This is a genomic window from Mesorhizobium sp. KR9-304, assembly GCF_040049215.1.
Classification (GTDB): domain Bacteria; phylum Pseudomonadota; class Alphaproteobacteria; order Rhizobiales; family Rhizobiaceae; genus Mesorhizobium_K.
Genome location: NZ_JBDZDN010000001.1, coordinates 2442906 through 2464651, shown reverse-complemented (window position 1 = coordinate 2464651; position 21746 = coordinate 2442906). Strand labels below are relative to the sequence as shown.

The window sequence follows — 21746 nt, the reverse complement described above, 5'->3', positions numbered from 1 at the left end:
GGCTGGGTGAAGCGGAGCGCGACAAAAAGACTTTCAAAAATTTTCGAGGGAATGTCCGGCACATCCATTGTTTATCCTGAAGATGCACCCGACAGGCAACAGAAACATATGCGTTACGAACGAGACATGCGCGGTTACGGCCGCAACCCGCCAGACCCAAAATGGCCTGATGGCGCGCATGTCGCAGTGCAGTTTGTCGTCAATTACGAGGAAGGCGGCGAAAACTGCGTGCTGCACGGCGACGCGGCTTCAGAGGCATTCCTGTCCGAAATCGTCGGCGCGGCACCGTGGGTTGGCATGCGCCACTGGAACATGGAGTCGATCTACGAATACGGCGCTCGCGCCGGCTTCTGGCGGCTTCACCGCATGTTCACCGAGGCCGACGTTCCCGCTACCGTATATGGCGTGGCCACGGCGCTCGCGCGCTCGCCCGACCAGGTGTCAGCCATGCAGGAGGCCGGCTGGGAGATCGCCTCGCACGGGCTGAAATGGATCGACTACCGCGACTATTCGATCGAGGACGAGCGTCGCCACATGGCGGAGGCGATCAAGCTTCACCGCGAGGTGACCGGCGAGCGCCCTGTTGGATGGTACACCGGGCGCAGCTCGGTCAACACGGTGCGGCTGGCGGTCGAGGAAGGCGGCTTCGACTATGTCTCCGACACCTATGACGACGAACTGCCCTACTGGTTCGAGCACCAGGGCCGCGCGCAACTGATCATCCCCTACACGCTCGACGCCAACGACATGCGCTTCGCCACGCCTCAGGGCTTCAATTCCGGCGACCAGTTCTTCGCCTACCTGAAGGACAGTTTCGACACGCTCTACGCCGAAGGCAAGGCGGGCCGTCCGCGCATGATGAACATCGGCCTGCATTGCCGGCTCGTCGGCCGGCCGGGCCGTGCTGCCGCGCTGAAGCGCTTCATCGACTACGTCAAAGGCCACGATAAGGTCTGGCTGGCGCGGCGTATCGACATCGCACGCCACTGGAGTGAGACGCATCCTTTCCACTTGCCGGCAATAAGACCTTCCAGGATGGACCTCGACACGTTCGTATCGCTGTTCGGCGGCATCTTCGAACATTCGCCGTGGATCGCCGAACGCGCTTATGCACTGGAGCTCGGGCCTGCCCACGACACTGCAGGTGGCCTGCACAACGCGCTCTGCCGCATCTTCCGGGCGGCAAGCCACAAGGAGAGGCTCGGCGTGCTGAACGCTCACCCCGATCTCGCCGGCAAGCTCGCCGCGGCCAGGCGCCTGACGGCGGAATCCACCAGGGAACAGGCATCCGCAGGCCTCGACGCGCTGACCGACGCCGAACGCGAGCTTTTCTCGAAGCTCAATTCAGCCTACGTCTCGACCTTCGGCTTCCCCTTCATCATCGCCGTCAAGGGCAAGACCAAGGACGAGATTCTCGCGGCCTTCGAGGCACGCATCGGCAACGACCGGGCCACGGAATTCGAAACGGCCTGCAAACAGGTCGAACGCATCGCGCTGCTCAGGCTTCGCGAAATCCTGCCTTCCTGAGAGGACAACATGGTCGGTCCCCAATATGTCGCACCGAAAGGCGGTCGCCCGCCGCAGACGGATTTGTTGACCGGCCGCGCGGTCTTCACCGAGGCCTATGCGGTCATCCCGAAAGGCGTGATGCGCGACATCGTCACCTCCTGCCTTCCGTTCTGGGACAACACGCGGGCCTGGATCCTGTCGCGGCCGCTTTCGGGTTTCGCCGAGACTTTCTCGCAATACATCTTGGAGGTGGAACCGGGCGGCGGCAGCAGCAGGCCGGAACCGGACGCAGGCGCCGAGGGCGTGCTTTTCGTCATGGAAGGCGAGGTTACGGTGAAGCTCGGCCGCAAGAGCCAACGCCTGCAGCCGGGCGGCTACGCCTATCTTCCGCCGTCGAGCGGCTGGACGCTGAAGAACACCGGCAAGGCGCCGGCGCGCTTCCATTGGTTCCGCAAGCTTTACGAGCGCGTCGATGGACTCGACATGCCGGAGCCTCTGTTCCGCAACGAGCAGGACATCGTGCCGCTTGCCATGCCCGGCTCGGCAGGGCGCTGGGCGACGACGCGCTTCGTCGACCCGGAAGATCTGCGCCACGACATGCATGTCAACATCGTGACCTTCGAGCCCGGCGGCGTCATCCCCTTCGCGGAAACGCATGTGATGGAACACGGCCTCTACGTGCTCGAAGGCAAGGGCGTCTACAGGCTGAACCAGGACTGGGTCGAGGTCGAGGCCGGCGACTATATGTGGTTGCGCGCCTTCTGCCCGCAGGCATGCTATGCTGGCGGACCCGGGCGCTTCCGCTATCTGCTCTACAAGGACGTCAACCGCCATCCGAAACTCGGCGGCTTCGGCCGATGAGCAAGACGATCACGGCGCGGCCGCTGACGCGCGAAAGCTTCGCGCCGTTCGGCGACGTGATCGACGCTGGCGGCGACCTGCATTACCCAATCAACGGCGGCAAGACCGAGCGTTATCATGCGCTGGCAAGAGCGGAAGCCGCCGGACCGAACGGTCATGTGCTGATCAGCCTGGCCAAGGCGACCCCCTACGACTTCCCGCTGAAGCTGACGATGGTCGAGCGCCATCCTCTTGGCAGCCAGGCCTTCATCCCGCTCTCGCCGCGCCCTTTCCTGGTAGTCGTCTGCCATGACGAGAGCGGCGCGCCCAGCACGCCGCATGCTTTCCTCACGCAGTCGGGCCAGGGCGTGAACTATCCGCGCAACCGCTGGCATGGCGTTTTGACGCCGATCGGCGAGTCGCAGGATTTTTTGATCGTCGACCGCGGCGGCGACGGCGACAATCTGGAAGAGTTCCATTTCCCCAGCCCCTTCGAAATCCGACTCTCGTGAAAGCTGACCGATGGCAGAGCCTTCCCTGATCGACCGCCTGCTCGATGTGATCGAACACGATATCGTGCCGAGGACGGCCGAGGGCGTGGCGCATGGCAACAAGCTGTTCGGCGCGGCGATCCTGCGCAAGGACGACCGCTCGCTGGTTATTGCCGAAACCAACAACGAGATCGAGAACCCGCTCTGGCACGGCGAGGTCCATTGCCTGAAGCGTTTCTACGAAATGCCGAAGGCCGAGCGCGTCGATACCAGGGACGCGATCTTCATCGCCACGCACGAGCCCTGCTCTCTCTGCCTGTCGGCGATCACCTGGACCGGCTTTGACAATTTCTACTACCTCTTCAGCCACGAGGATTCACGCGACAGCTTTGCCATTCCGCATGACCTCAAGATCCTGAAGGAGGTCTTCACGCTCGACCCCGGCGGCTACCGCGCCGAGAACGCCTACTGGAAAAGCTATTCGATCCGGAAGCTTGTCCTTGGCCTGCCGGAAGCCGAGCGGTCGCGGCTCGAGGCGCGCATCAGCACCGTCGCCGCGACCTACGACAGGCTGTCGGCTACCTATCAGTCGGGCAAGACCGACAACGACATACCACTAAGCTAAGCCTATCGGCCCTTCCAGACCGGGTCGCGCTTCTCGGCGAATGCCTTGAAGCCCTCGAGATTGTCCTGCGAGCCGTAGAGTTCGTCGACTGTGCGGAACTGGCGCTTCGTGATGCGGTTCATCGCATCGCGGAAGGTCAGCGCCTCCGCCTCGCGGGCGACTTCCTTGATCGCCGCAAAGACCAGCGGCGGGCCTGATGCGAGCAACCGCGCGATCTCCCAGACACGGTCCTCGAGCTTTTCCTTGGGCAGCACCTCGTTGACCAACCCCCAGCGGTGAGCCTCCTGCACATCCATCCAGCGGCCGGTGAACAGCAGGTCCATGGCGACATGGTACGGAATGCGTTTCGGCAGCTTCACCGTGGCGGCATCGGCCAACGTGCCGGCGCGGATTTCGGGCAGCGCGAAGCTTGAGTGGTCGGAGGCCAAGATCAGGTCGCAGGACAGCGCCAGCTCGAAACCGCCGCCGACAGCCATACCGTTGACACAAGCGATGACAGGCTTGTTCATGTCGCGCAGTTCCTGCAGCCCGCCGAAACCGCCGACGCCATAGTCGCCGTCGACCGCATCGCCGGCAGCCGCGGCCTTGAGGTCCCAGCCCGCGCAGAAGAACTTGTCGCCGGCGGTCTTCACGATAGCCACGCGCAACTCCGGATCGTCGCGGAAAGCCTTGAAGGTCTCGCCCATCAGTCGCGAGGTGGCGAGGTCAATGGCGTTGGCCTTCGGCCGGTCGAGCGTGACTTCGAGGATCGCGCCCTCGCGGCGCGTGGTGATCACGTCGGTCATCTATGACTCCCCAGCTATTTCTCTTGTTACGAGCAGTGCGTCCGCCACCCAGGCGCCCTTGCCCTCCGCGCAGACGATCAGCGGATTAATATCAAGTTCGGCGAGCACATTGCCGCGAGTCAGCGCGAAATCGGCGATGTTGGCGATCGCCTCAATGGCGGCATCCAAGTCTGCCTTGGGGCGACCACGAAAGCCGTCGAGCAGCGGGAACATCTTCAAGCTTTCGAGCGCGGTTTCGATTTCCGTCCGAGTCGGCGGCATTAGCAATGTCACGGAATCTTTCAAAAGCTCCACCAAGACGCCGCCCGCGCCGACGGTCATGACCGGCCCGAAAAGTGGATCGTGCGTGACGCCGACGATGAGTTCGGCGACGGCGCCTTCCACCATGCGCTCGACGTAGAGGCCACTGCCGAGGCCTCTGAGCTGTTCGCCTGCGGCACGCACCGACACCTCGTCTTTGAGGTTGAGCTTGACGGCGCCCACTTCCGACTTGTGCGCGACGCCAAGGGCTTTCAGAGCGACCGGGAAGCCTATCTGCTGAGCAGCTTTAACCGCATCAGTGACGGTAGCCACTTCACGCCCAACCGGTATGGACAAACCAATGCCGTGCAGTTGGGACTTGGCAACCGATTCTGTCAGCACGGTACGACCTGCACCCACAGTGTCTTTGGCATGGCCTAGACGGTCACGTATCTCATCCAATCTCGCTCGCGTTTCCGATATCCAGTATGAGTGCGGTACTGGCCAACGCCACGCCTCTCCCACAAACGCCGCCGCCGTCGCCGCATCCATCGCTTCCGCAATGCCGAGGATCGGCACGATGCCGCGGCGCAGCAGTTCTTCGGCATGACCTTCCGGCAGGTTCTCGCCCATCGATGCGACGATCGCGCCCTTCGCCCCGTTGGTCTTCAGCGCCTTGCCGAAGGCGTTGACCGTAAACCACCAGTCAGCGTCCGAGCAGCGGTCGGTGCGCGGGAAGTCGAGCACCAGCATGTTGAGGCCGAAGCCGCCCGACACCATCGCCGTGAAGGTCGCGGTCAGCGCCTCCTCCTTGGCCCAGATGTAAGTGTTGTAGTCGAGCGGATTGGCGACCGCGACCAATGGCCCGAGCGTTTCTTCGACGCGCGCGCGGTGCTCGTCGGCCAGTGCGGGGAAGAAGACCGGGCGGCCCACCGCCGCATCCGCCATCACCGACGCTTCGCCGCCGGAACAGCTCATGGAGGACAGCGTGTTGCTCGCCAGCGGTCCCACGGCGTGGAAAAGCTTCAGCGTCTCAAGGAAGGAAGGGATTGTGTCGACCCGGGCAATGCCGAGGCGCTTCAGGAAAGCGTCGGAAGCCGCGTCGGAGCCGGCGAGCGAGGCCGTATGCGAGACGGTTCCGGCCCTCGCCTGCTCGGACCGGCCGACCTTCATCGCGACGATCGGTTTGTTAAGCTCCCGCGCACGCGCCGCCAGACGCTCGAAACCGGCGACGGAATCGAAACCCTCAATGTGCAGGCCGAGCGAAGAAACCCTGCTATCCTCGATCAATCCCAACGCCATTTCCGAGATGCCGGTCTGCGCCTGGTTGCCGGCCGTCATCAGGAATGCAAGCGGCAGGCCCCGCGTCTGCATGGTCAGGTTGCAGGCGATGTTGGACGACTGCGTGATGATCGCGGCCCCCGTCTCGCCCTCCTTCAGCCGCCGCCCGCCATGCTGGTCCGGCCACAGCAGCGCGCCGTCTGCGTAGTTGATGAGGCCGTAACAGTTCGGCCCGATGACCGGCATGTCGCCGGCCGCCTCGATCAGCGCGTCCTGCAGCCGAGAGCCGTCCGGGTCGTAATGCGCCGTCTCGCGAAAACCGGCGGCGAAGCAGATCGCGCCGCCCGCGCCGCGCTGGCGCAGCGCCTTCAGCATGTCGATGGTGAGGTTGCGGTTGACCCCGATGAAGGTCGCATCCGGCGCGCCCGGCAGGTCGGCGATCGAGCGGAAGGCGCGCACGCCCGCCACCTCGTCCTTCTCATGATGGACCGGCCAGATGTCGCCGGCAAAGCCCATCTTCAGGCTCTGCTTGATGACGTTGGGCGTGAAGAAGCCGCCGCCGATGACGGCGATGGATTTGGGGCGCAGAAGTCGGTCGAGGCGGCTCATCCGCCGACGGCCCTCAGCAGCGCGCGCGAAATGATGTGACGCTGGATCTCGCTGGTGCCTTCCCAGATGCGCTCGACGCGCGCGTCGCGCCAGATGCGCTCCAGCGGCAGGTCGTCCATCAACCCCATGCCGCCATGGATCTGGATCGCCTCGTCGGCGACGAAGGCGAGCATCTCGGTAGCCTTCAGCTTGGCCATAGCCATGTCCTGATCGGTCACCGTGCCGTGGTCGTATTTCCAGGCGGCTTCGAGGATCATTAGTTCGGCGGCCTTTAGTTCCGTCGCCATGTCGGCGAGCTTGAAAGACACACCCTGGAACTTGCCGATCTGCTGGCCGAACTGTTCGCGCTGCGCGGCATAGTCGATGGCGTGGCCGAGCGCCCGTTCGGCGCGGCCGAGGCAGGTCGCGCCGACCTGCAGCCGCGTCGCCCCGAGCCATGAATTGGCGACCTCGAAACCCTTGTGGACCTCGCCGAGAACCTGGGCTGCCGGCAGCCGGCAGTCGTCGAATTCCAGCACCGAATTGGTGTAGCCGCGATGCGAGACGTTGCGGTAGCCGTCGCGCACGGTGAAGCCGGGCGTGCCCTTGTCGACGAAAAAGGCGGTGATCTTCTTGCGCTTGCCGCGCGGAGAATCTTCCTCTTCAGAAGCCATGAAGACGATGGCGAAATCGGCAACGTCGGCGTGGCTGATGAAATGCTTGGTGCCGTTGAGCACCCAGTCGCCGCCATCCTGAGTGGCGGTCGCCTTCATGCCGCGCAGGTCCGAGCCCGCGCCAGGCTCGGTCATGGCAAGACAGTCCGACTTCTCGCCGCGGATACAGGGGAACAGGTATTTTTCCCGCTGCTCGGCCGTGCCGGCGAGCAGGATGTTCGAGGGGCGCGCCACGCAGGTCCAGTGCAGCGCGTAGTTGGCCTTGCCGAGTTCCTTCTCGTAGAGCAGCCAGGTCACCGTATCGAGCCCGGCCCCGCCGACATCGGCGGGCATGTTGGCGGCGTAAAGCCCCGCCTCGATCGCTTTGGCTTTCAGCTCGGCGACGAGTTCGGGCCTGAGCACGCCCGTACGCTCGACTTCCTGTTCATGCGGGTAAAGCTCGTTCTCGACGAACGCGCGAGTGGTTTCCACAATGAGCTTCTGCTCTTCGGTAAGGCCAAAATCCACGGCGGTCAGCCCTTCTTCTTGCCAGCCTTCTTGGCGGTCTTTTTCACTGCCTTCGCAGCAGACTTCTTCACGGGCTTCGTCGCCTTCGCCTTGGCCGCCGACTTCGCGACCTTGCTCTTCAGCGCCGGCTTCGCCTTCTTCGACGCGAGCTTCGACAACTGTTTCGTATAGCCGTTGTAGAGCTCGCCGGCGCCCCAGCCCTTGCCCTTGTTCTGCTTGCCGAGCGCTTCCATGATCGCGACCAGATTGTCGTCGCGGATCTTTTCCAGCTCGCGGATCGACAGGCCATGCGCCTGGTCGTCGGATTGCTCGGTGATGAGATCGACCAGCTCGTCGTTGAACTCCGGCACGTCCATCAGCTTGGTCCACGGCCATTTCAGGCACGGCCCGAACTGCGCCATGAAGTGGCGCATGCCGGCCTCGCCGCCCGCCACGCGATAGACCTGGAACATGCCCATCTGCGCCCAGCGGATGCCGAACGAGTAACGCATGATGTCGTCGAGTTCCTCGACCGTGCAGATACCGTCCTTGATCAGCCAAAGCGCCTCGCGCCATGCCGCTTCCAGCAGGCGGTCGCCGACGAACGCCTCGATCTCCTTGCGGATCACCACCGGCTTCATGCCGATCGAGGCGTAGATTTCCTTGGCGACCTCGATCGCCTCCGGAAACGTCTGCTGTCCGCCGACGATCTCGACCAGCGGCAGCAGGTAGACGGGGTTGAACGGATGGCCGACGACCAGCCGCTCGGGATGCTTCTTCATCGCCACCTGCATGTCGGACGGCAGGATGCCCGATGTCGACGAGGCGACGATGGCGTTGGCCGGCGCATACAGATCGATCTCGGCCAGCACCTTGTGCTTGAGGTCCAGCCGTTCCGGCACGCTTTCCTGGATGAAGTCCGCATCGGCCACCGCCTCGGCGATCGTCTTGGCGAAGGTGAGCTTGCCCTCCTTGGGCAGCCCGCCGGGCAGCATCTTCCTGTAGGCGCGCCGTGCGCCCTTCATCACCTCGCCGACCTTGCGAGAAGCCTCCGGATCGGGATCGTAGATCGACACGTCGATGCCGTTGAGCAGCAGCCGGGCAACCCAGCCCGCTCCGATCACCCCACCGCCGATCGCGGCCGCCTTCTCAATGGTCATGTCATTGTCCCCAATTATGCCGCCACCGGCGCGCGCTTGGTGAGGTTGAGCTTCTTGCGCACTTCCTCAGGCCCGATGACCCGCGCGCCGATGTTCTCGATGACGGTGACGGCCCTCTCGACGAGCTGCGCGTTGGTGGCGAGCACTCCCTTGTCGAGCCACAGATTGTCTTCCAGTCCGACACGCACATTGCCGCCCGCGATCACGGCCGCCGCTGCATAGGCCATCTGGTTGCGGCCGAGCGAAAACGCCGACCAGGTCCAGGTGGACGGCACGTTGTTCACCATCGCCATGAAGGTGTTGAGATCGTCAGGCGCGCCCCACGGCACGCCCATGCAGAGCTGCACCAGCGCATCCGGCTTCAGCACGCCTTCCTCGACGAGCTGCTTGGCGAACCACAGATGCCCAGTGTCGAAAGCTTCGATCTCGGGCTTCACGCCCATCGCCGTCATCATGCCGCCCATGGCGCGCAGCATGCCCGGCGTATTGGTCATCACATAGTCGGCTTCGTTGAAATTCATCGTGCCGCAGTCGAGCGTGCAGATCTCCGGCAGGCACTGCCTGACATGCTCGACGCGGTTCGACGCGCCGCCCATGTCGGTGCCCTGCTCCTTGAGCGGCAGCGGGCTCTCGACCGGACCGAACACCATGTCGCCGCCCATGCCGGCCGTCAGGTTCAGCACCACATCGACGTTGGCGTCGCGGATGCGCTCGGTCACCTCGCGGTAGAGCGAGACGTCGCGGCGCGGCCTGCCTGTTTCGGGGTCGCGCACATGGCAATGCACGATGGCGGCACCGGCCTTGGCCGCCTCGATCGCCGAGTCCGCGATTTGCTTGGGCGAACGCGGCACATGCGGGCTGCGGTCCTGGGTGCCGCCCGATCCGGTCACGGCACAGGTGATGAAAACCTCGCGGTTCATGGCTAGCGGCATGTCTCTCTCCCTGGATTGATCGATCTTGCCGTGACTTGCAGCCGCTTGCTTTGCGTTTTACGAATACAACATGGCAAAAAACGAAAGGCCTGGCATCTTCCAGCCCGAGCGCACGCCGCTCGACGTTACATTTCTCGTTTTCTCCGGCGCCTCGATTATGTGCGTGGCCTCGGCTATCGACCCGTTGCGCGCGGCTAACCGCATCGCCGGCGAAATTCTATTTAACTTCAAACTTGTCTCGGTGAGCGGCGATCCGGCAATGACCACCTGCGGCCTGCCCGTGGCGGTCAGCGGCAAGTTCGATCCTGCAGCCAAGACCGACATGATCGTCGTTGTCGCCGGTTTCGGCACCCAGGGGTACGCCACCGGGAGCTTCCTGCAGGGATTGCGCCGCGCCGCACGTTCGGCGCGCGCCTGCGGCGGGGTCGAGGCCGGCACCTGGCTGGTGGCACGGGCGGGGCTGCTGGAAGGGCGCGCGGCGACCACCCACTGGGAGGATATGGAGGATTTCGCCGCCGCCTTTCCAGGCACCGATGTGCGGCCAGACCGCTACGTCATCGACGGGCCGGTCTTCACCACCGGCGGCGCTTCGCCCACCTTCGACCTGATGCTGCATCTCGTACGGTCGCGGCTCGGCATGGCTGCCGCGCTTGATGTCGCCAGCGTCTTCATCTACGACCAGTCGCGCGCCGCGACCGACGCGCAGCCGTTGGTCTCGCTCGGCCGACTCGACGGCTACGACCCGCGCCTCGCCCAGGCGATCCGGCTGATGGAGGCGCATGTCGACCAGCCGCTCGGCATGGCCGCCATAGCGAAGCGAGCAGGCGTGACGCCACGCACGCTGGAAGGCATCTTCAACAAGTCGATCGGCGAGACACCGGGCGCATACTATCTGAGGCTCAGGCTGACGGCGGCGCGAAAACTCGTTGTCGACACCAGAGTTCCGATGGCCGACATCGCAGCACGCACCGGCTTTTCCTCGGCTGCGGCGTTCTCGCGAGCCTTTTCGCGATCGTTCGGCAGGTCGCCGACCGCCTTGCGGAAGGATTGACCTCTTGTTTTGTCGCAATTCCCGGCGGAAAAATCGGTCTCCACTTTTCCTGGAATTGCTAAGCGCTGCGGCGTTCGGGCTCGTCGGACTCGATCATGGACCGCATGGCGGCGGCAAGCCGGCTTTCCAGCCGGCGCGAAACCGCCGCGTCCCATTCCGGCGGGGCATTGTCCTCGCCGGGCAAGGGCATTGCCATCAGGCTGTCGACGATCGAGGCCGACTCATGGATTCGATCGAGCAAAGCTCCGACCTGCGCGTCGAAGCCGCTCTGCGGATGTGTCTTCGTACGGTTCGTTTCCATATGCCCAACCTAGCCGTCGTTCGTGACAGGCTGAAGGCAAAGACATGTCGAACCGGCGACACTTTTATTACCATCGTCGCGGCAAGCCTTCTCTGAAGAGAACGGCTTTGCCAAGCCGGCAAAGCCGTGCTTTCCAGTCAGACGTAGCGGTTGACGATGTTCTCCAACAATTCCTGCCGGCCGGATTTCGGCTGCGGCTCGATCTTCTTCTTCACCACGCGCTCGGCGATTTCTTCCAGCGAACGCTTGCCTGACAGCATCGCCCGGCCCTCCGCCGTGCGCCAGCCTGCGTAGCGTTCCTCGAGAGGTCCGGACAGTGCCTTGTCCTCGATCATCTTCGCCGCGGCTTTCAGGCCGCGCGCGCAGCAATCCATCGCACCGATATGGCCGATCAGTAGATCCTGAGGGTCGATCGACTGGCGGCGGAGCTTGGCGTCGAAGTTGGTGCCGCCGGTCTTGAAGCCGCCGGCCTGCAGAACCTGGTAGTAAGCCAGCGCCATTTCCGGCACGTTGTTCGGGAACTGGTCGGTGTCCCAGCCGGACTGGTAGTCGTTGCGGTTCATGTCGATCGAGCCGAAGATGCCGAGCGAGGCGGCTAGCGCCAATTCGTGCTCGAAAGTATGGCCGGCGAGGATCGCGTGGCCCTGCTCGATGTTGACCTTGACCTCCTTCTCCAGGCCGAAATCCTTGAGGAAGCCGTAGACGGTGGCAACGTCGTAGTCGTACTGGTGCTTGGTCGGCTCCTGCGGCTTCGGCTCGATCAGGATCGTGCCCTTGAAGCCGATCTTCTTCTTGTAGTCGACGACCAGCGACAGGAAGCGTCCGGCCTGCTCGCGCTCGCGCTTGAGATCGGTGTTGAGCAAGGTCTCATAGCCCTCGCGGCCGCCCCACAGCACGTAGTTCTCGCCCCCGAGGCGCTTTGTCACGTCCATGCAGGCCTTCACCGTCGCGGCGGAGTAGGCGAAAACGTCTGGATCGGGATTGGTAGCCGCACCCGCCATGAAGCGTCGATTGGAGAAGAGGTTCGCCGTGCCCCAGAGCAGCTTGACGCCGGTCTGTTTTTGCTTCTTGGCGAAATAGTCCGCGATCTCGTCGAGGCGCGCGGCGCTTTCCGCAAAGGTCTTGCCCTCGGGCCGTACATCCGCGTCGTGGAAGCAGTAGTAGGGCACGCCGAGCAGGGTGAACATCTCGAAGGCGACGTCGGCCTTCAGCTTCGCAAGCTCCATCGTGTCGCCGTACCACGGCCGCTCGAAGGTGCGCCCGCCGAACGGGTCCCCACCCTCCCATGCAAACGAATGCCAGTAGGCGACGGCAAAACGCAGATGGTCTTCGAGACGCTTGCCGGCAACCACCTCGTCCTTGTTGTAGAAGCGGTAGGCGAGCGGATTGGTGCTGTCCGGCCCCTCATATTTGACCTTTTTGATGTCGCCGAAAAAGCCGGTTGGCATCACGAAACTCCTCTGATGGCGGGATAGAGCGCGCGGTAGCGCTGGTAGGCTTCGGAATATGCGCCGGCGAGCTTGGCGTCGGGCTCGATCGTCTCGTCGGTCGCAGGCGCGGTGCAGACCGTGAACGGATCGGCCTTCTCGGCGGCGATGAGGCCGAGCCGCGCAGCGCCGAACGCCGCGCCAAAATCGCCGTCGGCCGGAATGTCGACCGGCATGTCTAGCGCGGTGGCCATCGCCTTCAGCCAGTAGCGCGAGCGCGAGCCGCCGCCTATCGCAGTAACGCGCGTCAGCTCGGTGCCGGCGGCGCGCAGGGCTTCGAGACTGTCGCGGAAGGCGAAGGCCACGCCTTCAAGCACGGCCTGGGTCAGGGTGGCGCGGGTCGCTTCGTGACCGAGCCCGGTGAAAGAGCCGCGGATGACGGCGTCATTGTGCGGCGTGCGTTCGCCCGAGAGGTAGGGGAGGAACGTCACGCCGGTCGGCGCCTTGAGACTGTCGCCCAGTTCCGCGGTCAGGTCGCCGGCGTTCTTGCCGGTGATCTCGCAGAGCCAGTTGAGCGAGTCGGTCGCCGACAGGATGACGCCCATCTGGTGCCAGGTGTTGGGCAGCGCATGGCAGAATGTGTGCACCGCGCTTTCGGGGTTGGGCAGGTACGCGCCGTTGGCCGCGAAGAGCACGCCCGACGTGCCGAGCGAGGCGAAAGCATGGCCGGGCTTCACCGTGCCCATGCCGCAGGCGGACGCTGCGTTGTCGCCTGCTCCCCCGGCCACCGGGATTCCGGCCTTCAGGCCCCATTGCGAGGCGAGTTCGGCGCGGAGCTTGCCCGCCGGTTCGGTGCCTTCGACGAGGCGCGGCATCTGCTGTTCAGTTAGTTCAGTCGCGGCGAGCAGTTCCGGCGACCAGCGCCTCTTGTCGACGTCGAGCCAGGACGTGCCCGCCGAATCCGACATTTCCGACATATGCTCGCCGGTCAGCCAGAGGCGCAGGTAGTCCTTCGGCAGCAGCACCTTGGCAACCTTGGCGAAGACGACTGGCTCATGGTTCTTCACCCAAGCAAGTTTGGGTGCTGTGAAGCCGGGGAACACGATGTTGCCGGTGATTTTCCGGAAGCGCGGATCGGCATCGAGCTTCGCCGCCTCGGCGTGGCTTCTGGTATCGTTCCACATGATGCAGGGGCGCAGCACCTTGTCGCCGGCATCGAGCAGGGTCGCGCCGTGCATGTGGCCGGAAAGGCCGATGCCTTTCACCGCGGCAAGCTCCACGCCGTGTTTCGCCTTCAGTTCGTCAAGCGCCTGTTCGGTCGCGGCGATCCAGTCGGCGGGGTCTTGCTCGGACCAGCCGGGATGCGGGCGCGACAGTTCGACCGGCGCGGTGGCCGAGGCGACGGCCACCTGGCTTGAATCGATCAGCAGCGTCTTGACGCTCGACGTGCCGAGATCGATGCCGAGATACATGCCGTTCCTCCCGGCCGTTGGACCGGCCGTCATGCGGGTCGCCGATTTTCGCGCCGCGTTTCCTCCGGGCAAATCCTACAGCGCAAAATCGCATAGGGCGCAACTAGTCAAACCAGATTTTTTTCGCGTTTCGCAAAAAATCAGACGGATTGATATTCCGCGAAAGCTGTCTTGGCGGCGAGCTCGGTCGCCCGGCGCATGAAGAACTGCGAAAGCGGGCTGTCCGGACGCGCCGCCGCGCGTTCGGCCGAGAGTGCGCCGGCGAGCGCTGTGTCACCCGCACGAAAGGCCGCCTCGATCAGCGTGAGATCGATGACGTCGCGCTGAGCATGGCTGCCGCCGAAGCGGTAGGCGATGGAACGGATCGGCCGAAGCAAGGCCACCGTTTCCGCATAGTCGCCGTCGCCGAACGCCTTGATGGCGAGCGTGAGAGGGTGGCCGACATCGCGTGTAAAGCCGGCATTGTCGCCGCTGCCGGCCATGGCATGGCGCTGCGCCTCGAGCAGAAGCCGCGCCGACTCGTCGAGCCCGGCGCCGACGAAGGCCATCATCGCATGCGCGTCGTTGAAGGCGTAATTGCCGTCCTTGGCCTTGGGCGCCCAGTTGGCGGCGAGCGCGGCCCAGCGGTCGCCAACATCGACGCCGCGAAGATGCAGCCGCCAGAGCAAGGCCGAGGCGTCGAGCATGTTGAGCGCCAGCGTCGAATGCTTGCCGTAGATCGGCGCGTCGAACAGCGCCAGCGCCTCATCCGTCTCGCCGAGTTCGTAGTGGAACAGCGCGAGGTGCCACCAATTGTGCACCTGGAGAAAACTGTCGCCGGCCCAGTCGTCGGTATTGTGCCGCATCCAGGCGATGCCGTCGCGCTGGCGGCACTGCATTTCCATAACGTGGGCGACGGCGTGTTGAGCCCAGCCGTCGCGCGGCTCGGACTCGATTGCCCGCCGGCCCAGCATCTCGGCGCGGGCATAGTCGCCCATTTCCTCGAAGCCGAAGGCCTGCATGGCGAGCGTCGCATGGTAGCCGGCCATGCCCTCCGACCATGCAGGCATGGCGCGGGCTATGCGGTCGCGCAACATGCGCGAATTGCCGGTGAAGAAGTCGATCTGGTGGCCGGCGAGCAGGCCGAGCGCGTCGCGCGGCTCGTCGATCGAGACATCTTCCAGCACGCGGCCGGCTTCGTGCCAGCGTCCCTCGGCGAGAAAGCCGAGCGCGGCGACATGGCCACGCTCGCGGCCGGTCGCAGGCAGCCTGGCGGCCGCCTCATGGCAGGCTTTCACGATCGGGGTCGCCTCGTGGTCGGTCGACAGGCCGTAGAGATAGCCCTTGAACACATGCGCCATGACGAAGTCCGGGCTCCCGGCGATCGCTGCATCGATCGTGGCCACCGGATCGCCGATGAAGCACTGCAACTCGTGCAGCGCCTTGGCGTAATGCGCCGCGCCGGCAATATCGGCACCCGAAAGCGTCAGGCCGAGGCTGTCCTTTTCGGCCATCCGCGCCTGCCTCAGTTGCCCGAACGCATGGCGACGGTAGCGATGCCTGCGCCCACCAGCAGCGTGCCTCCCGTGCGGTTGAAGATGCGGATCGCCTTCGGGTTCCTGACGACATTGCGCGCACGAGCCGCCACCAGCGCGTAGCCGAAAGCATTGGCGAAGGCGAGCACCAGGAACGTCGCTTCGAAGACCAGCATCTGCGTCCAGAAATCGGCATGGCGGTCGAGGAACTGCGGCAGGAAGGCGACAAAGAAGGTGATGCTCTTGGGGTTGAGCGCGGTGACCAGCCAGGCATGCGCCATCATCCTGGCGGAGGACGCGGCGTCTGTCCTCGGCTCGGCGTTCAGAGCGCCGCCGGCGCGGAAAAGCTTGATGCCGAGATAGATCAGATAGGCTGCGCCGATCCACTTCAGCGCCGTGAACACCGTTGCCGAGGCCGCAAGCAGCGCGCCGATGCCGAGCATGGACAGCGTCATGGCCGTGAAGTCGCCGAGCGCCACGCCGATCGCCATCGGCAGAGCGGTACGCCAGCCCTGCCCCAGCGCGTAGGAGACGACGAGCAGGATGGTCGGCCCTGGAATGATGAGAAGGATCGAGGAGGCGGCAACGAAAGCGAGCCAGGTTTCGACGGACATTCTTATCTTCCTATCAATGGGGAGGATAAATCTCCCGCTCGCGCCATTTGTAAAGTGGTTCGTGCTTGAGCGGCGTTCAAGGCCGCTCGAGATACTCCCGCGCGATCTCCTTCAGCCGCGGCTCGCCGAAGCTTTCGCCGTGGCCGCCATGGACGACACGTACCGGCAGGTCGATGAGGCGGAGCATCGTGGCGCGATAGTCGTCCCGGTTCGAGCACCACATGTCGTCGATCAGCGTGTCGTCGTAGATCGCGTCGCCGGAAAACAGCAGGCCGTCGCGCTCGTCGTAGAGCCCGATGCAACCGAAGGAATGGCCGGGCAAGTTGAGCACGGTGAAGCTGCGGTCGCCAAGGTCGATGCGGTCACCCCCGTCGAGGATACGCGTCAGCGGCGCTGGCTCAATGAGGTAATCCGCCGCCCGCCAGCCGACATGCGGCAGCCGCGTCACCGGTTCGGCGAGCGAGCGGAACTCGTCGGCAAAGGTCCAGCGATCCCCCATCGTCGCGAAGGCTTCGGCCTCCAGCCTCGGCCCGGCGCGTTCGGAAAACTCGAAGAGCGACCCGACATGGTCGGCATGGATGTGGGTGGCGGCCGCCAGCACCGGCTTGCCCGGTGTCAGGTCGAGCAGCGGGGCAAGCGGCGCCAGCCCCATGCCGGCGTCAACGACGAGGTCGAGATCGCGGCCTTTGAGGTGATAGAAATTCGCCCTGAAGTAGTCGTTCAGGAACGGTTCGGTAAATGCGACGAGGTTCGCCCCAAGTGTCGAATCTGGCGAGGTTCTCGAGAACCATGATGTGCCTGCTGGAATGAGTGCCGGCTGCAAGCTCGAACCTCCGTCGGGAGATGCTTCGTCAGCCGGATAGGGACAGGAAACGCGGCAGCGAGCAAGCCCTTGGGCAAGTCCCGGACCGTCGTGGCTTAATGGGCGCCGAGCACCGCGCCGAGAATGTCGGCGAAGCTGGCATTGGCCCGGCGTCCCGGAGTTGGCACGAAAGCGCCCGCAATGAAGGCCGCAGCGAACAGCGCAAAATCGGTCTTCAATGTGTGGCTCATGATTCCCTCTTTCTGTCGGGCCGCAGGTAGCCGGCCGTTTCGGGAGAGATTGTGACGGCGAAGAGGTCTTTCTGTGCCGCCCCTTCCCGCCGGAAGGCGCTTGCAGCGCGAAGCGGAGCGCTACGCCTTGCCCGCCAACGCTTTCACTTTTCGTCAACCATGAATACCTAAAATACTGAAAGCCCCGGCCTGTCGCCCGGGCGTGTAGCCGAGTGGAACAGTGCCCGTGTCGAAGCTTGTGTCCCAGCCAGTCTCGCAGGAATTTCCCGAAACCATCTCGAGCCGTGCAGCACTTCTCGGCCTCGGCTCGGCGGCCATCCTCGCCGGAACGGGCTGCTCGCGCTCGTTCGACATGGCCGCGCTCGAAGTTCCGGCATACCAGGTCGACGACATGACGACCGGCTCGATCCGGCCGAAGATCAGCGTCGACCGCCAGGTGACCTCGCCCGAACTGATGTATGCGTCGTTCACCGACGAGAATTTCACCCTGCCCGAAGTGCCGTTCAAGAAGATCGAGCCGAAATGGCACCGCCAGGTGGTGGTCGACCCGACTGGCGAGGCGCCCGGCACCATCGTGGTGAAGCTGCAGGAGCGCTTCCTCTATTACGTGCAGCCGGGCGGCGACGCGCTGCGCTACGGTGTGGGCATCGGCAAGGAAGGTTTCCTGTGGTCCGGCCGCGCCAACATCCAGTACGGCAAGAAGTGGCCGACCTGGACGCCGCCGCCGGAGATGATCGCCCGCAAGCCGGAGCTGGAAAAGTGGCGGGACGGCCGGCCGGGCGGGCTGGAGAATCCGCTCGGAGCCCGCGCGCTCTACATCTTCAAGGATGGCGCCGACACCGGTTTCCGCGTGCACGGCTCGCCGGAATGGTGGACCATCGGCCAGGCCATGTCGTCGGGCTGCGTGCGCATGATCAACCAGGACGTCATCGACCTCTACAACCGCGTCAACGGCAAGACCCCGATCGTGGTGGGGTAGCCATCTTCCCCTTTGAGGGAGGTCCCGGGCTTGTCTTCCTTCGTCATTCCGGAGCGTTAGCCGCACACTTCATCGTTGCCACGCCCTGCTTTCGCAGTCTGGCCATTGTCAAAGAACGCTCCCTGCCGCGGAGGGAGAAGTCGGGAAGCGGGGCGCGATGGCCGAGCCTCTCAGACTAATTCAATGGCGCAGCTTGCCGCGCCCCGCCGGCGTTTTTTGGCCCTCCCATTCCCCAACTCAACACACACCGGCTATGACCTGTCCGAAAATACGAACGCCTCGGAAGATCATGTGCAGCCGGCAGTTTCAAAGTACGGCCAGCGCCAGGGACATACCCACGCCTGGTTCCCGTCGCTTGCGCGCGGGGAGTCTTGGGAACTCCGGGAGACCCCCGACCTCCACGGCCACGTTAGCCGCTTCACCCGAGCGCCGGTCCCTCCCCGCAAACCACCGTCATGATCGGCGTTCCCGCAGGAGAAACTGGATGGAGTATGAGGGCGGGGGAAATGGTGTTGGCCGAATTCAGTTGACACGTTTTGTCGTGCGAGTGAAATCAATGGCTTGGTTGGCAAGCGGAAGGGAAACTATCCACGTTTGTTCGCGGGCCAGTTCCAGATCGACTTTGTGGCTTCAACGCTTGCCAGTTCAAGGTCCAGAGCCGCATTGAGCGTAGCTGGCGCTACCAGCAGCGCCTCACAAAGCTCGATCAAAAGATCAATCAAATCGGTGTTTTGATGCTTAGAGTATGTCGGGCAGATGCATAGCGCAGCGAGTCGATTCAACGCGTCCTCTCGTCCCCGGAGCCTTCCAAAGTTCGCCGATAACCGGACGTAGGCGTCTTTTAGGTCGCGCTCGAAGGTAGCCACCCCACGATATTGAACCCGCGCCAGATTTACGGCCGCGACCTGGTTGGTAGTAAGTTCTTGCTCAAATGGAGAAATGAGCCTCAGTGCAACTGCATTGAGAGGAATTGAGTGCACTGCAGTTCGCTGTTCTGCAATTTTACGCAGCCGAATCTCTATCTCATCGAAGGTCACGTCATCCACCACAACATGTCTAACGGGAAACCAAGCTTCCCGTTAGGCATGTTCGCCGAAGGGACGGCTGCGTACCCGCAAGCGAAGAAGAAGCGCGCTCACCCGTTCGCCACGACCAGCGCCCGCTCCAGCTTGGCAAGGCCTTCGCCAAGCAGCTCGTCGGAAATCGTCAACGGCATCAGGATGCGGATCGTGTTGGCGTGGACGCCGCAGGAGAGCAGCACCAGGCCCTCGGCCAGCGCGGCGGCAGTGACGCGCTTGGTGGCGTCGGCGTCGGGCTCCTCGCCGCCGCGCGACTTCACCACGTCGAAGGCGACCATGGCGCCCGGTCCACGGATCGAGGACATCGCGACCGTGTCGTTGCGCTGCGCGATGCGGGCGAGTTCGCCCTTGATGCGGACGCCGAGCGTGCTGGCGCGCTCGATGAGCTTTTCCTCCTCGATCACGTCGAGGACGGCGAGCGCGGCCGCGCAGGCGATCGGGCTGCCGGCATAGGTGCCGCCAAGCCCGCCGGGATCGGGACCGTCCATGACCGCCGCCTTGCCGACGACGCCCGACAGGGGGAAGCCACCGGCGAGCGACTTGGCGATGGTGATCATGTCGGGCTCGACGCCGGAATGCTCGATACCGAACATTTTTCCGGTGCGCGCGAAGCCGGTCTGAACCTCGTCGGCGATGAGCAGGATGCCGTGCTGGTCGCAGAGCTTGCGCAGCCCTTCAAGCAGTTCGGTCGGCGCCGGATGGAAACCGCCCTCGCCCTGCACCGGCTCGATGATGATCGCCGCGACATTGACCGGGTCGACGTCGGCGCGGAAGAGATAGTCGATGGCGCGCAGCGAATCCGCAACCGAAACCCCGAACTGCGGCACGGGGAACGGCGCGTGCCAGATGCCTGCCGGCATCGGGCCGAACTTCTTCTTGTAGGGCGCGACCTTGCCGGTCAGCGCCGAGGTCATCAGGGTGCGGCCGTGGAAGGCGCCGGAGAACGCGATGACGTTGGTGCGACCAGTCGCCGCGCGGGCGATCTTGACCGCATTCTCGACGGCTTCCGCGCCGGTCGAAAACAGGATCGACTTCGCTTCACCGGAGAAGGGCGCGAGTTTGTTCAGCCGCTCGCAGAGCTCGATGTAAGGCTCGTAGGGCACGATCTGAAAGGCGGTATGGGTGAAGGCGTCGAGCTGCTTCTTCACCGCCGCGATCACCTTCGGGTGACGGTGGCCGGTGTTGAGCACGGCGATGCCGCCGGCGAAATCGATGAAGCGCTTGCCGTCCTTGTCCCAAAGTTCGGAGCCTTCCGCGCGCTCGGCAAAGACCGGATAGGCGGTGGCGACGCCGCGCGGGATGGCTGCCACCCGCCGGGCCTGGAGCGCTGCATTGCTGGACATAAGAACCCCTCAAAAAGAATGCCGGAGGCGAGCATCCTACAGGGGCCGCTCCGGAAGCGAAACGAAGATCGATTGCGCCAGCCGCTTTCGCCTCACACGAACGGCTTGCCGACCGCGAATTTCCTGGGCACCAGCCGCTCCAGATAGGCCATGCCCTTGTCGGTGATCCCGGCGCCCTCGGCGGAGAGGAAATCGTCGGGCATGTGGCGGGTCTTGGCGGCGACGGAGGACAGCGGCACGATCTTCAACACGGTCTTCCGCCCGTCGAACTGCAGCGCCACCGAGCCGCCGCCCCGGGCGGCGGCCTCGACGGCATGGACGCCGGCATCGAAGGCTTCCTGTTGGTCGACCTTGTTGATGGCGCCGACATAGCCGCGCGGCATGTAGCCCAGCGCATCGACGCGGGCGCGCTTGCCGGGCAGGCCTTCGGCCAAGGCATGCTCGAAGGCGCGGTTCAGATCGCTGCCCGACAGCTTGACGTTGCCATGCGCGTCACGCTCGACCTTGTCGGGGCCGACGATGCTTTCGACCAGCGACGTGCCGCCCTCCGTCTGCACGCCTTCGGAGACGGCGACGATGCAGCGCTTGTGCTTGTCGAGCGTGCGCTTCACGTCGTCGATGAAGCTCTTCACCGAGAAGGCGCGCTCCGGCACGTAGATCAGATGCGGGCCGCTCTCGGCGTCGAGCCGCCACGCAGCCGACGCCGCGGTGAGGAAGCCGGCGTGGCGGCCCATGACGATTGCCACATAGACACCGGGCAGCGCGCGGAAGTCGAGATCGACGGAGAGGAAGGCGCCGGCGACGAATTCGGCGGCCGAGATGAAGCCCGGCGTATGGTCGTTCTCCATAAGGTCGTTGTCGATGGTCTTGGGCGCATGCACGAAGGCGATCGAGCCGCCCGAGGCGTCGGTGAGAATCTGCTGGGTGCCGGAGGTGTCGTTGCCGCCGATATAGATGAAGGCCTGCGCATCGGCCTTTTTCAGGCCCTTGAGCACGAGGTCGCAATAGGCGGCATCCGGCTTGTCGCGGGTGGAGCCAAGCCCGGAGCTCGGCGTGCCGGCGAACAGGCGAAGCTGGTCCTCGGAAAGGTCGGAGAGCACGACGAAATCGCCGTCGCGCACGCCGCGCACGCCGTAGCGGGAACCGAGCACGCGCGCCCCGGGGTAGCGTTTGCGGATTTCGAGCGTGGCGCCGGTGACCGTCTGGTTGATCACCGCCGTCGGCCCGCCTCCCTGAGCGATCACGAACGTCTCTGCCATGGCGAAATCCTCTCCAGAAGCTGTTGTTGCGGCACAAATGCCC

General features: G+C 64.3%; 21 protein-coding genes. 6 read left to right on the top strand and 15 right to left on the bottom strand.

Annotated features, from left to right (window positions below; genetic code table 11):
- Window positions 1–108 precede the first annotated feature (108 nt).
- The 4 genes from puuE to ABLE71_RS11765 are packed head-to-tail and all read left to right on the top strand — an operon-like array spanning window position 109 to window position 3465.
- Window positions 109–1527: an allantoinase PuuE gene (gene puuE / locus ABLE71_RS11780; protein ID WP_348783519.1), complete on the top strand. Its 1419-nt coding sequence runs from the start codon at window positions 109–111 to the stop codon at window positions 1525–1527.
- Window positions 1528–1536: 9 nt separating this feature from the next.
- Entirely contained in the window at window positions 1537–2370 is an 834-nt protein-coding gene (locus ABLE71_RS11775) for a bifunctional allantoicase/(S)-ureidoglycine aminohydrolase (protein ID WP_348783518.1), read from the top strand.
- Entirely contained in the window at window positions 2367–2861 is a 495-nt protein-coding gene (locus ABLE71_RS11770) for an ureidoglycolate lyase (protein ID WP_348783517.1), read from the top strand. Before ABLE71_RS11775 ends, ABLE71_RS11770 begins: the two co-directional genes overlap by 4 nt.
- Before the next feature lie 10 nt (window positions 2862–2871).
- Window positions 2872–3465, top strand: coding sequence for a nucleoside deaminase (locus ABLE71_RS11765; RefSeq protein ID WP_348783516.1), 594 nt, complete (start codon window positions 2872–2874; stop codon window positions 3463–3465).
- 2 nt (window positions 3466–3467) lie between these two features.
- Here the strand turns inward: ABLE71_RS11765 and ABLE71_RS11760 are convergent, their stop codons facing one another.
- The 5 genes from ABLE71_RS11760 to ABLE71_RS11740 are packed head-to-tail and all read right to left on the bottom strand — an operon-like array spanning window position 3468 to window position 9611.
- Window positions 3468–4250, bottom strand: a complete 783-nt coding sequence (locus ABLE71_RS11760) for a carnitinyl-CoA dehydratase (RefSeq protein WP_348783515.1) — start codon at window positions 4248–4250, stop codon at window positions 3468–3470.
- Window positions 4251–6380, bottom strand: a complete 2130-nt coding sequence (locus ABLE71_RS11755) for an acetate--CoA ligase family protein (protein ID WP_348783514.1) — start codon at window positions 6378–6380, stop codon at window positions 4251–4253.
- A complete protein-coding gene (locus ABLE71_RS11750) occupies window positions 6377–7540 on the bottom strand; it encodes an acyl-CoA dehydrogenase family protein (RefSeq protein ID WP_348783513.1) in 1164 nt (387 codons plus the stop codon). The genes ABLE71_RS11755 and ABLE71_RS11750 overlap by 4 nt, the downstream gene beginning before the upstream one ends.
- A gap of 5 nt (window positions 7541–7545) precedes the next feature.
- The gene (locus ABLE71_RS11745; protein WP_348783512.1) at window positions 7546–8679 is read right to left on the bottom strand and encodes a 3-hydroxyacyl-CoA dehydrogenase NAD-binding domain-containing protein; all 1134 of its coding nucleotides are present in this window, start codon (window positions 8677–8679) and stop codon (window positions 7546–7548) included.
- A gap of 14 nt (window positions 8680–8693) precedes the next feature.
- Entirely contained in the window at window positions 8694–9611 is a 918-nt protein-coding gene (locus tag ABLE71_RS11740; RefSeq protein WP_348783511.1) for a 3-keto-5-aminohexanoate cleavage protein, read from the bottom strand.
- 70 nt (window positions 9612–9681) lie between these two features.
- On the opposite strand from ABLE71_RS11740, the gene ABLE71_RS11735 reads away from it, so the two are divergent.
- The gene (locus tag ABLE71_RS11735) at window positions 9682–10662 is read left to right on the top strand and encodes a GlxA family transcriptional regulator (RefSeq protein WP_348783510.1); all 981 of its coding nucleotides are present in this window, start codon (window positions 9682–9684) and stop codon (window positions 10660–10662) included.
- Window positions 10663–10720: 58 nt separating this feature from the next.
- Here ABLE71_RS11735 and ABLE71_RS11730 read toward each other — a convergent pair whose 3' ends face one another.
- The 7 genes from ABLE71_RS11730 to ABLE71_RS11700 all read right to left on the bottom strand — a co-directional run bounded on the left by ABLE71_RS11730 (window position 10721) and on the right by ABLE71_RS11700 (window position 17043).
- A complete protein-coding gene (locus ABLE71_RS11730; protein ID WP_348783509.1) occupies window positions 10721–10963 on the bottom strand; it encodes a hypothetical protein in 243 nt (80 codons plus the stop codon).
- Window positions 10964–11100: 137 nt separating this feature from the next.
- Entirely contained in the window at window positions 11101–12411 is a 1311-nt protein-coding gene (gene xylA / locus ABLE71_RS11725; RefSeq protein WP_348783508.1) for a xylose isomerase, read from the bottom strand.
- Window positions 12411–13862, bottom strand: a complete 1452-nt coding sequence (xylB, locus tag ABLE71_RS11720) for a xylulokinase (protein ID WP_348783722.1) — start codon at window positions 13860–13862, stop codon at window positions 12411–12413. The genes xylA and xylB overlap by 1 nt, the downstream gene beginning before the upstream one ends.
- 140 nt (window positions 13863–14002) lie before the next feature.
- Complete coding sequence (locus ABLE71_RS11715; RefSeq protein WP_348783507.1) at window positions 14003–15355, bottom strand: tetratricopeptide repeat protein; 1353 nt, start codon at window positions 15353–15355, stop codon at window positions 14003–14005.
- A gap of 11 nt (window positions 15356–15366) precedes the next feature.
- Window positions 15367–15990, bottom strand: a complete 624-nt coding sequence (locus ABLE71_RS11710) for a LysE family translocator (protein ID WP_348783506.1) — start codon at window positions 15988–15990, stop codon at window positions 15367–15369.
- Between the two features lie 76 nt (window positions 15991–16066).
- The gene (locus ABLE71_RS11705) at window positions 16067–16813 is read right to left on the bottom strand and encodes an MBL fold metallo-hydrolase (protein ID WP_348783505.1); all 747 of its coding nucleotides are present in this window, start codon (window positions 16811–16813) and stop codon (window positions 16067–16069) included.
- Window positions 16814–16908: 95 nt separating this feature from the next.
- Window positions 16909–17043: a hypothetical protein gene (locus tag ABLE71_RS11700; RefSeq protein WP_348783504.1), complete on the bottom strand. Its 135-nt coding sequence runs from the start codon at window positions 17041–17043 to the stop codon at window positions 16909–16911.
- Window positions 17044–17269: 226 nt separating this feature from the next.
- Here ABLE71_RS11700 and ABLE71_RS11695 point away from each other — a divergent pair, with 226 nt between their 5' ends.
- A complete protein-coding gene (locus ABLE71_RS11695; protein WP_348783503.1) occupies window positions 17270–18022 on the top strand; it encodes a L,D-transpeptidase in 753 nt (250 codons plus the stop codon).
- Window positions 18023–18606: 584 nt separating this feature from the next.
- On the opposite strand, the gene ABLE71_RS11690 is transcribed toward ABLE71_RS11695, so the two are convergent.
- From ABLE71_RS11690 to ABLE71_RS11680, 3 genes are all read right to left on the bottom strand, one after another.
- A complete protein-coding gene (locus ABLE71_RS11690; RefSeq protein WP_348783502.1) occupies window positions 18607–19068 on the bottom strand; it encodes a hypothetical protein in 462 nt (153 codons plus the stop codon).
- Between the two features lie 89 nt (window positions 19069–19157).
- A complete protein-coding gene (gene gabT, locus ABLE71_RS11685) occupies window positions 19158–20444 on the bottom strand; it encodes a 4-aminobutyrate--2-oxoglutarate transaminase (RefSeq protein WP_348783501.1) in 1287 nt (428 codons plus the stop codon).
- 92 nt (window positions 20445–20536) lie between these two features.
- On the bottom strand, window positions 20537–21703 hold the full coding sequence (locus tag ABLE71_RS11680) for a diphosphate--fructose-6-phosphate 1-phosphotransferase (RefSeq protein ID WP_348783500.1): 1167 nt from the start codon (window positions 21701–21703) through the stop codon (window positions 20537–20539).
- Window positions 21704–21746 lie beyond the last annotated feature (43 nt).

Excerpts from the sequence above, each read along its gene's own strand:
- puuE (WP_348783519.1), top strand. The coding sequence starts at position 109 with ATGCGTTACGAACGAGACATGCGCGGTTACGGCCGCAACCCGCCAGAC.
- ABLE71_RS11775 (WP_348783518.1), top strand. The coding sequence starts at position 1,537 with ATGGTCGGTCCCCAATATGTCGCACCGAAAGGCGGTCGCCCGCCGCAG.
- ABLE71_RS11770 (WP_348783517.1), top strand. The coding sequence starts at position 2,367 with ATGAGCAAGACGATCACGGCGCGGCCGCTGACGCGCGAAAGCTTCGCG.
- ABLE71_RS11765 (WP_348783516.1), top strand. The coding sequence starts at position 2,872 with ATGGCAGAGCCTTCCCTGATCGACCGCCTGCTCGATGTGATCGAACAC.
- ABLE71_RS11760 (WP_348783515.1), bottom strand. The coding sequence starts at position 4,250 with ATGACCGACGTGATCACCACGCGCCGCGAGGGCGCGATCCTCGAAGTC.
- ABLE71_RS11755 (WP_348783514.1), bottom strand. The coding sequence starts at position 6,380 with ATGAGCCGCCTCGACCGACTTCTGCGCCCCAAATCCATCGCCGTCATC.
- ABLE71_RS11745 (WP_348783512.1), bottom strand. The coding sequence starts at position 8,679 with ATGACCATTGAGAAGGCGGCCGCGATCGGCGGTGGGGTGATCGGAGCG.
- ABLE71_RS11740 (WP_348783511.1), bottom strand. The coding sequence starts at position 9,611 with ATGCCGCTAGCCATGAACCGCGAGGTTTTCATCACCTGTGCCGTGACC.
- ABLE71_RS11735 (WP_348783510.1), top strand. The coding sequence starts at position 9,682 with ATGGCAAAAAACGAAAGGCCTGGCATCTTCCAGCCCGAGCGCACGCCG.
- ABLE71_RS11730 (WP_348783509.1), bottom strand. The coding sequence starts at position 10,963 with ATGGAAACGAACCGTACGAAGACACATCCGCAGAGCGGCTTCGACGCG.
- xylA (WP_348783508.1), bottom strand. The coding sequence starts at position 12,411 with ATGCCAACCGGCTTTTTCGGCGACATCAAAAAGGTCAAATATGAGGGG.
- xylB (WP_348783722.1), bottom strand. The coding sequence starts at position 13,862 with ATGTATCTCGGCATCGATCTCGGCACGTCGAGCGTCAAGACGCTGCTG.
- ABLE71_RS11715 (WP_348783507.1), bottom strand. The coding sequence starts at position 15,355 with ATGGCCGAAAAGGACAGCCTCGGCCTGACGCTTTCGGGTGCCGATATT.
- ABLE71_RS11710 (WP_348783506.1), bottom strand. The coding sequence starts at position 15,990 with ATGTCCGTCGAAACCTGGCTCGCTTTCGTTGCCGCCTCCTCGATCCTT.
- ABLE71_RS11700 (WP_348783504.1), bottom strand. The coding sequence starts at position 17,043 with ATGAGCCACACATTGAAGACCGATTTTGCGCTGTTCGCTGCGGCCTTC.
- gabT (WP_348783501.1), bottom strand. The coding sequence starts at position 20,444 with ATGTCCAGCAATGCAGCGCTCCAGGCCCGGCGGGTGGCAGCCATCCCG.
- ABLE71_RS11680 (WP_348783500.1), bottom strand. The coding sequence starts at position 21,703 with ATGGCAGAGACGTTCGTGATCGCTCAGGGAGGCGGGCCGACGGCGGTG.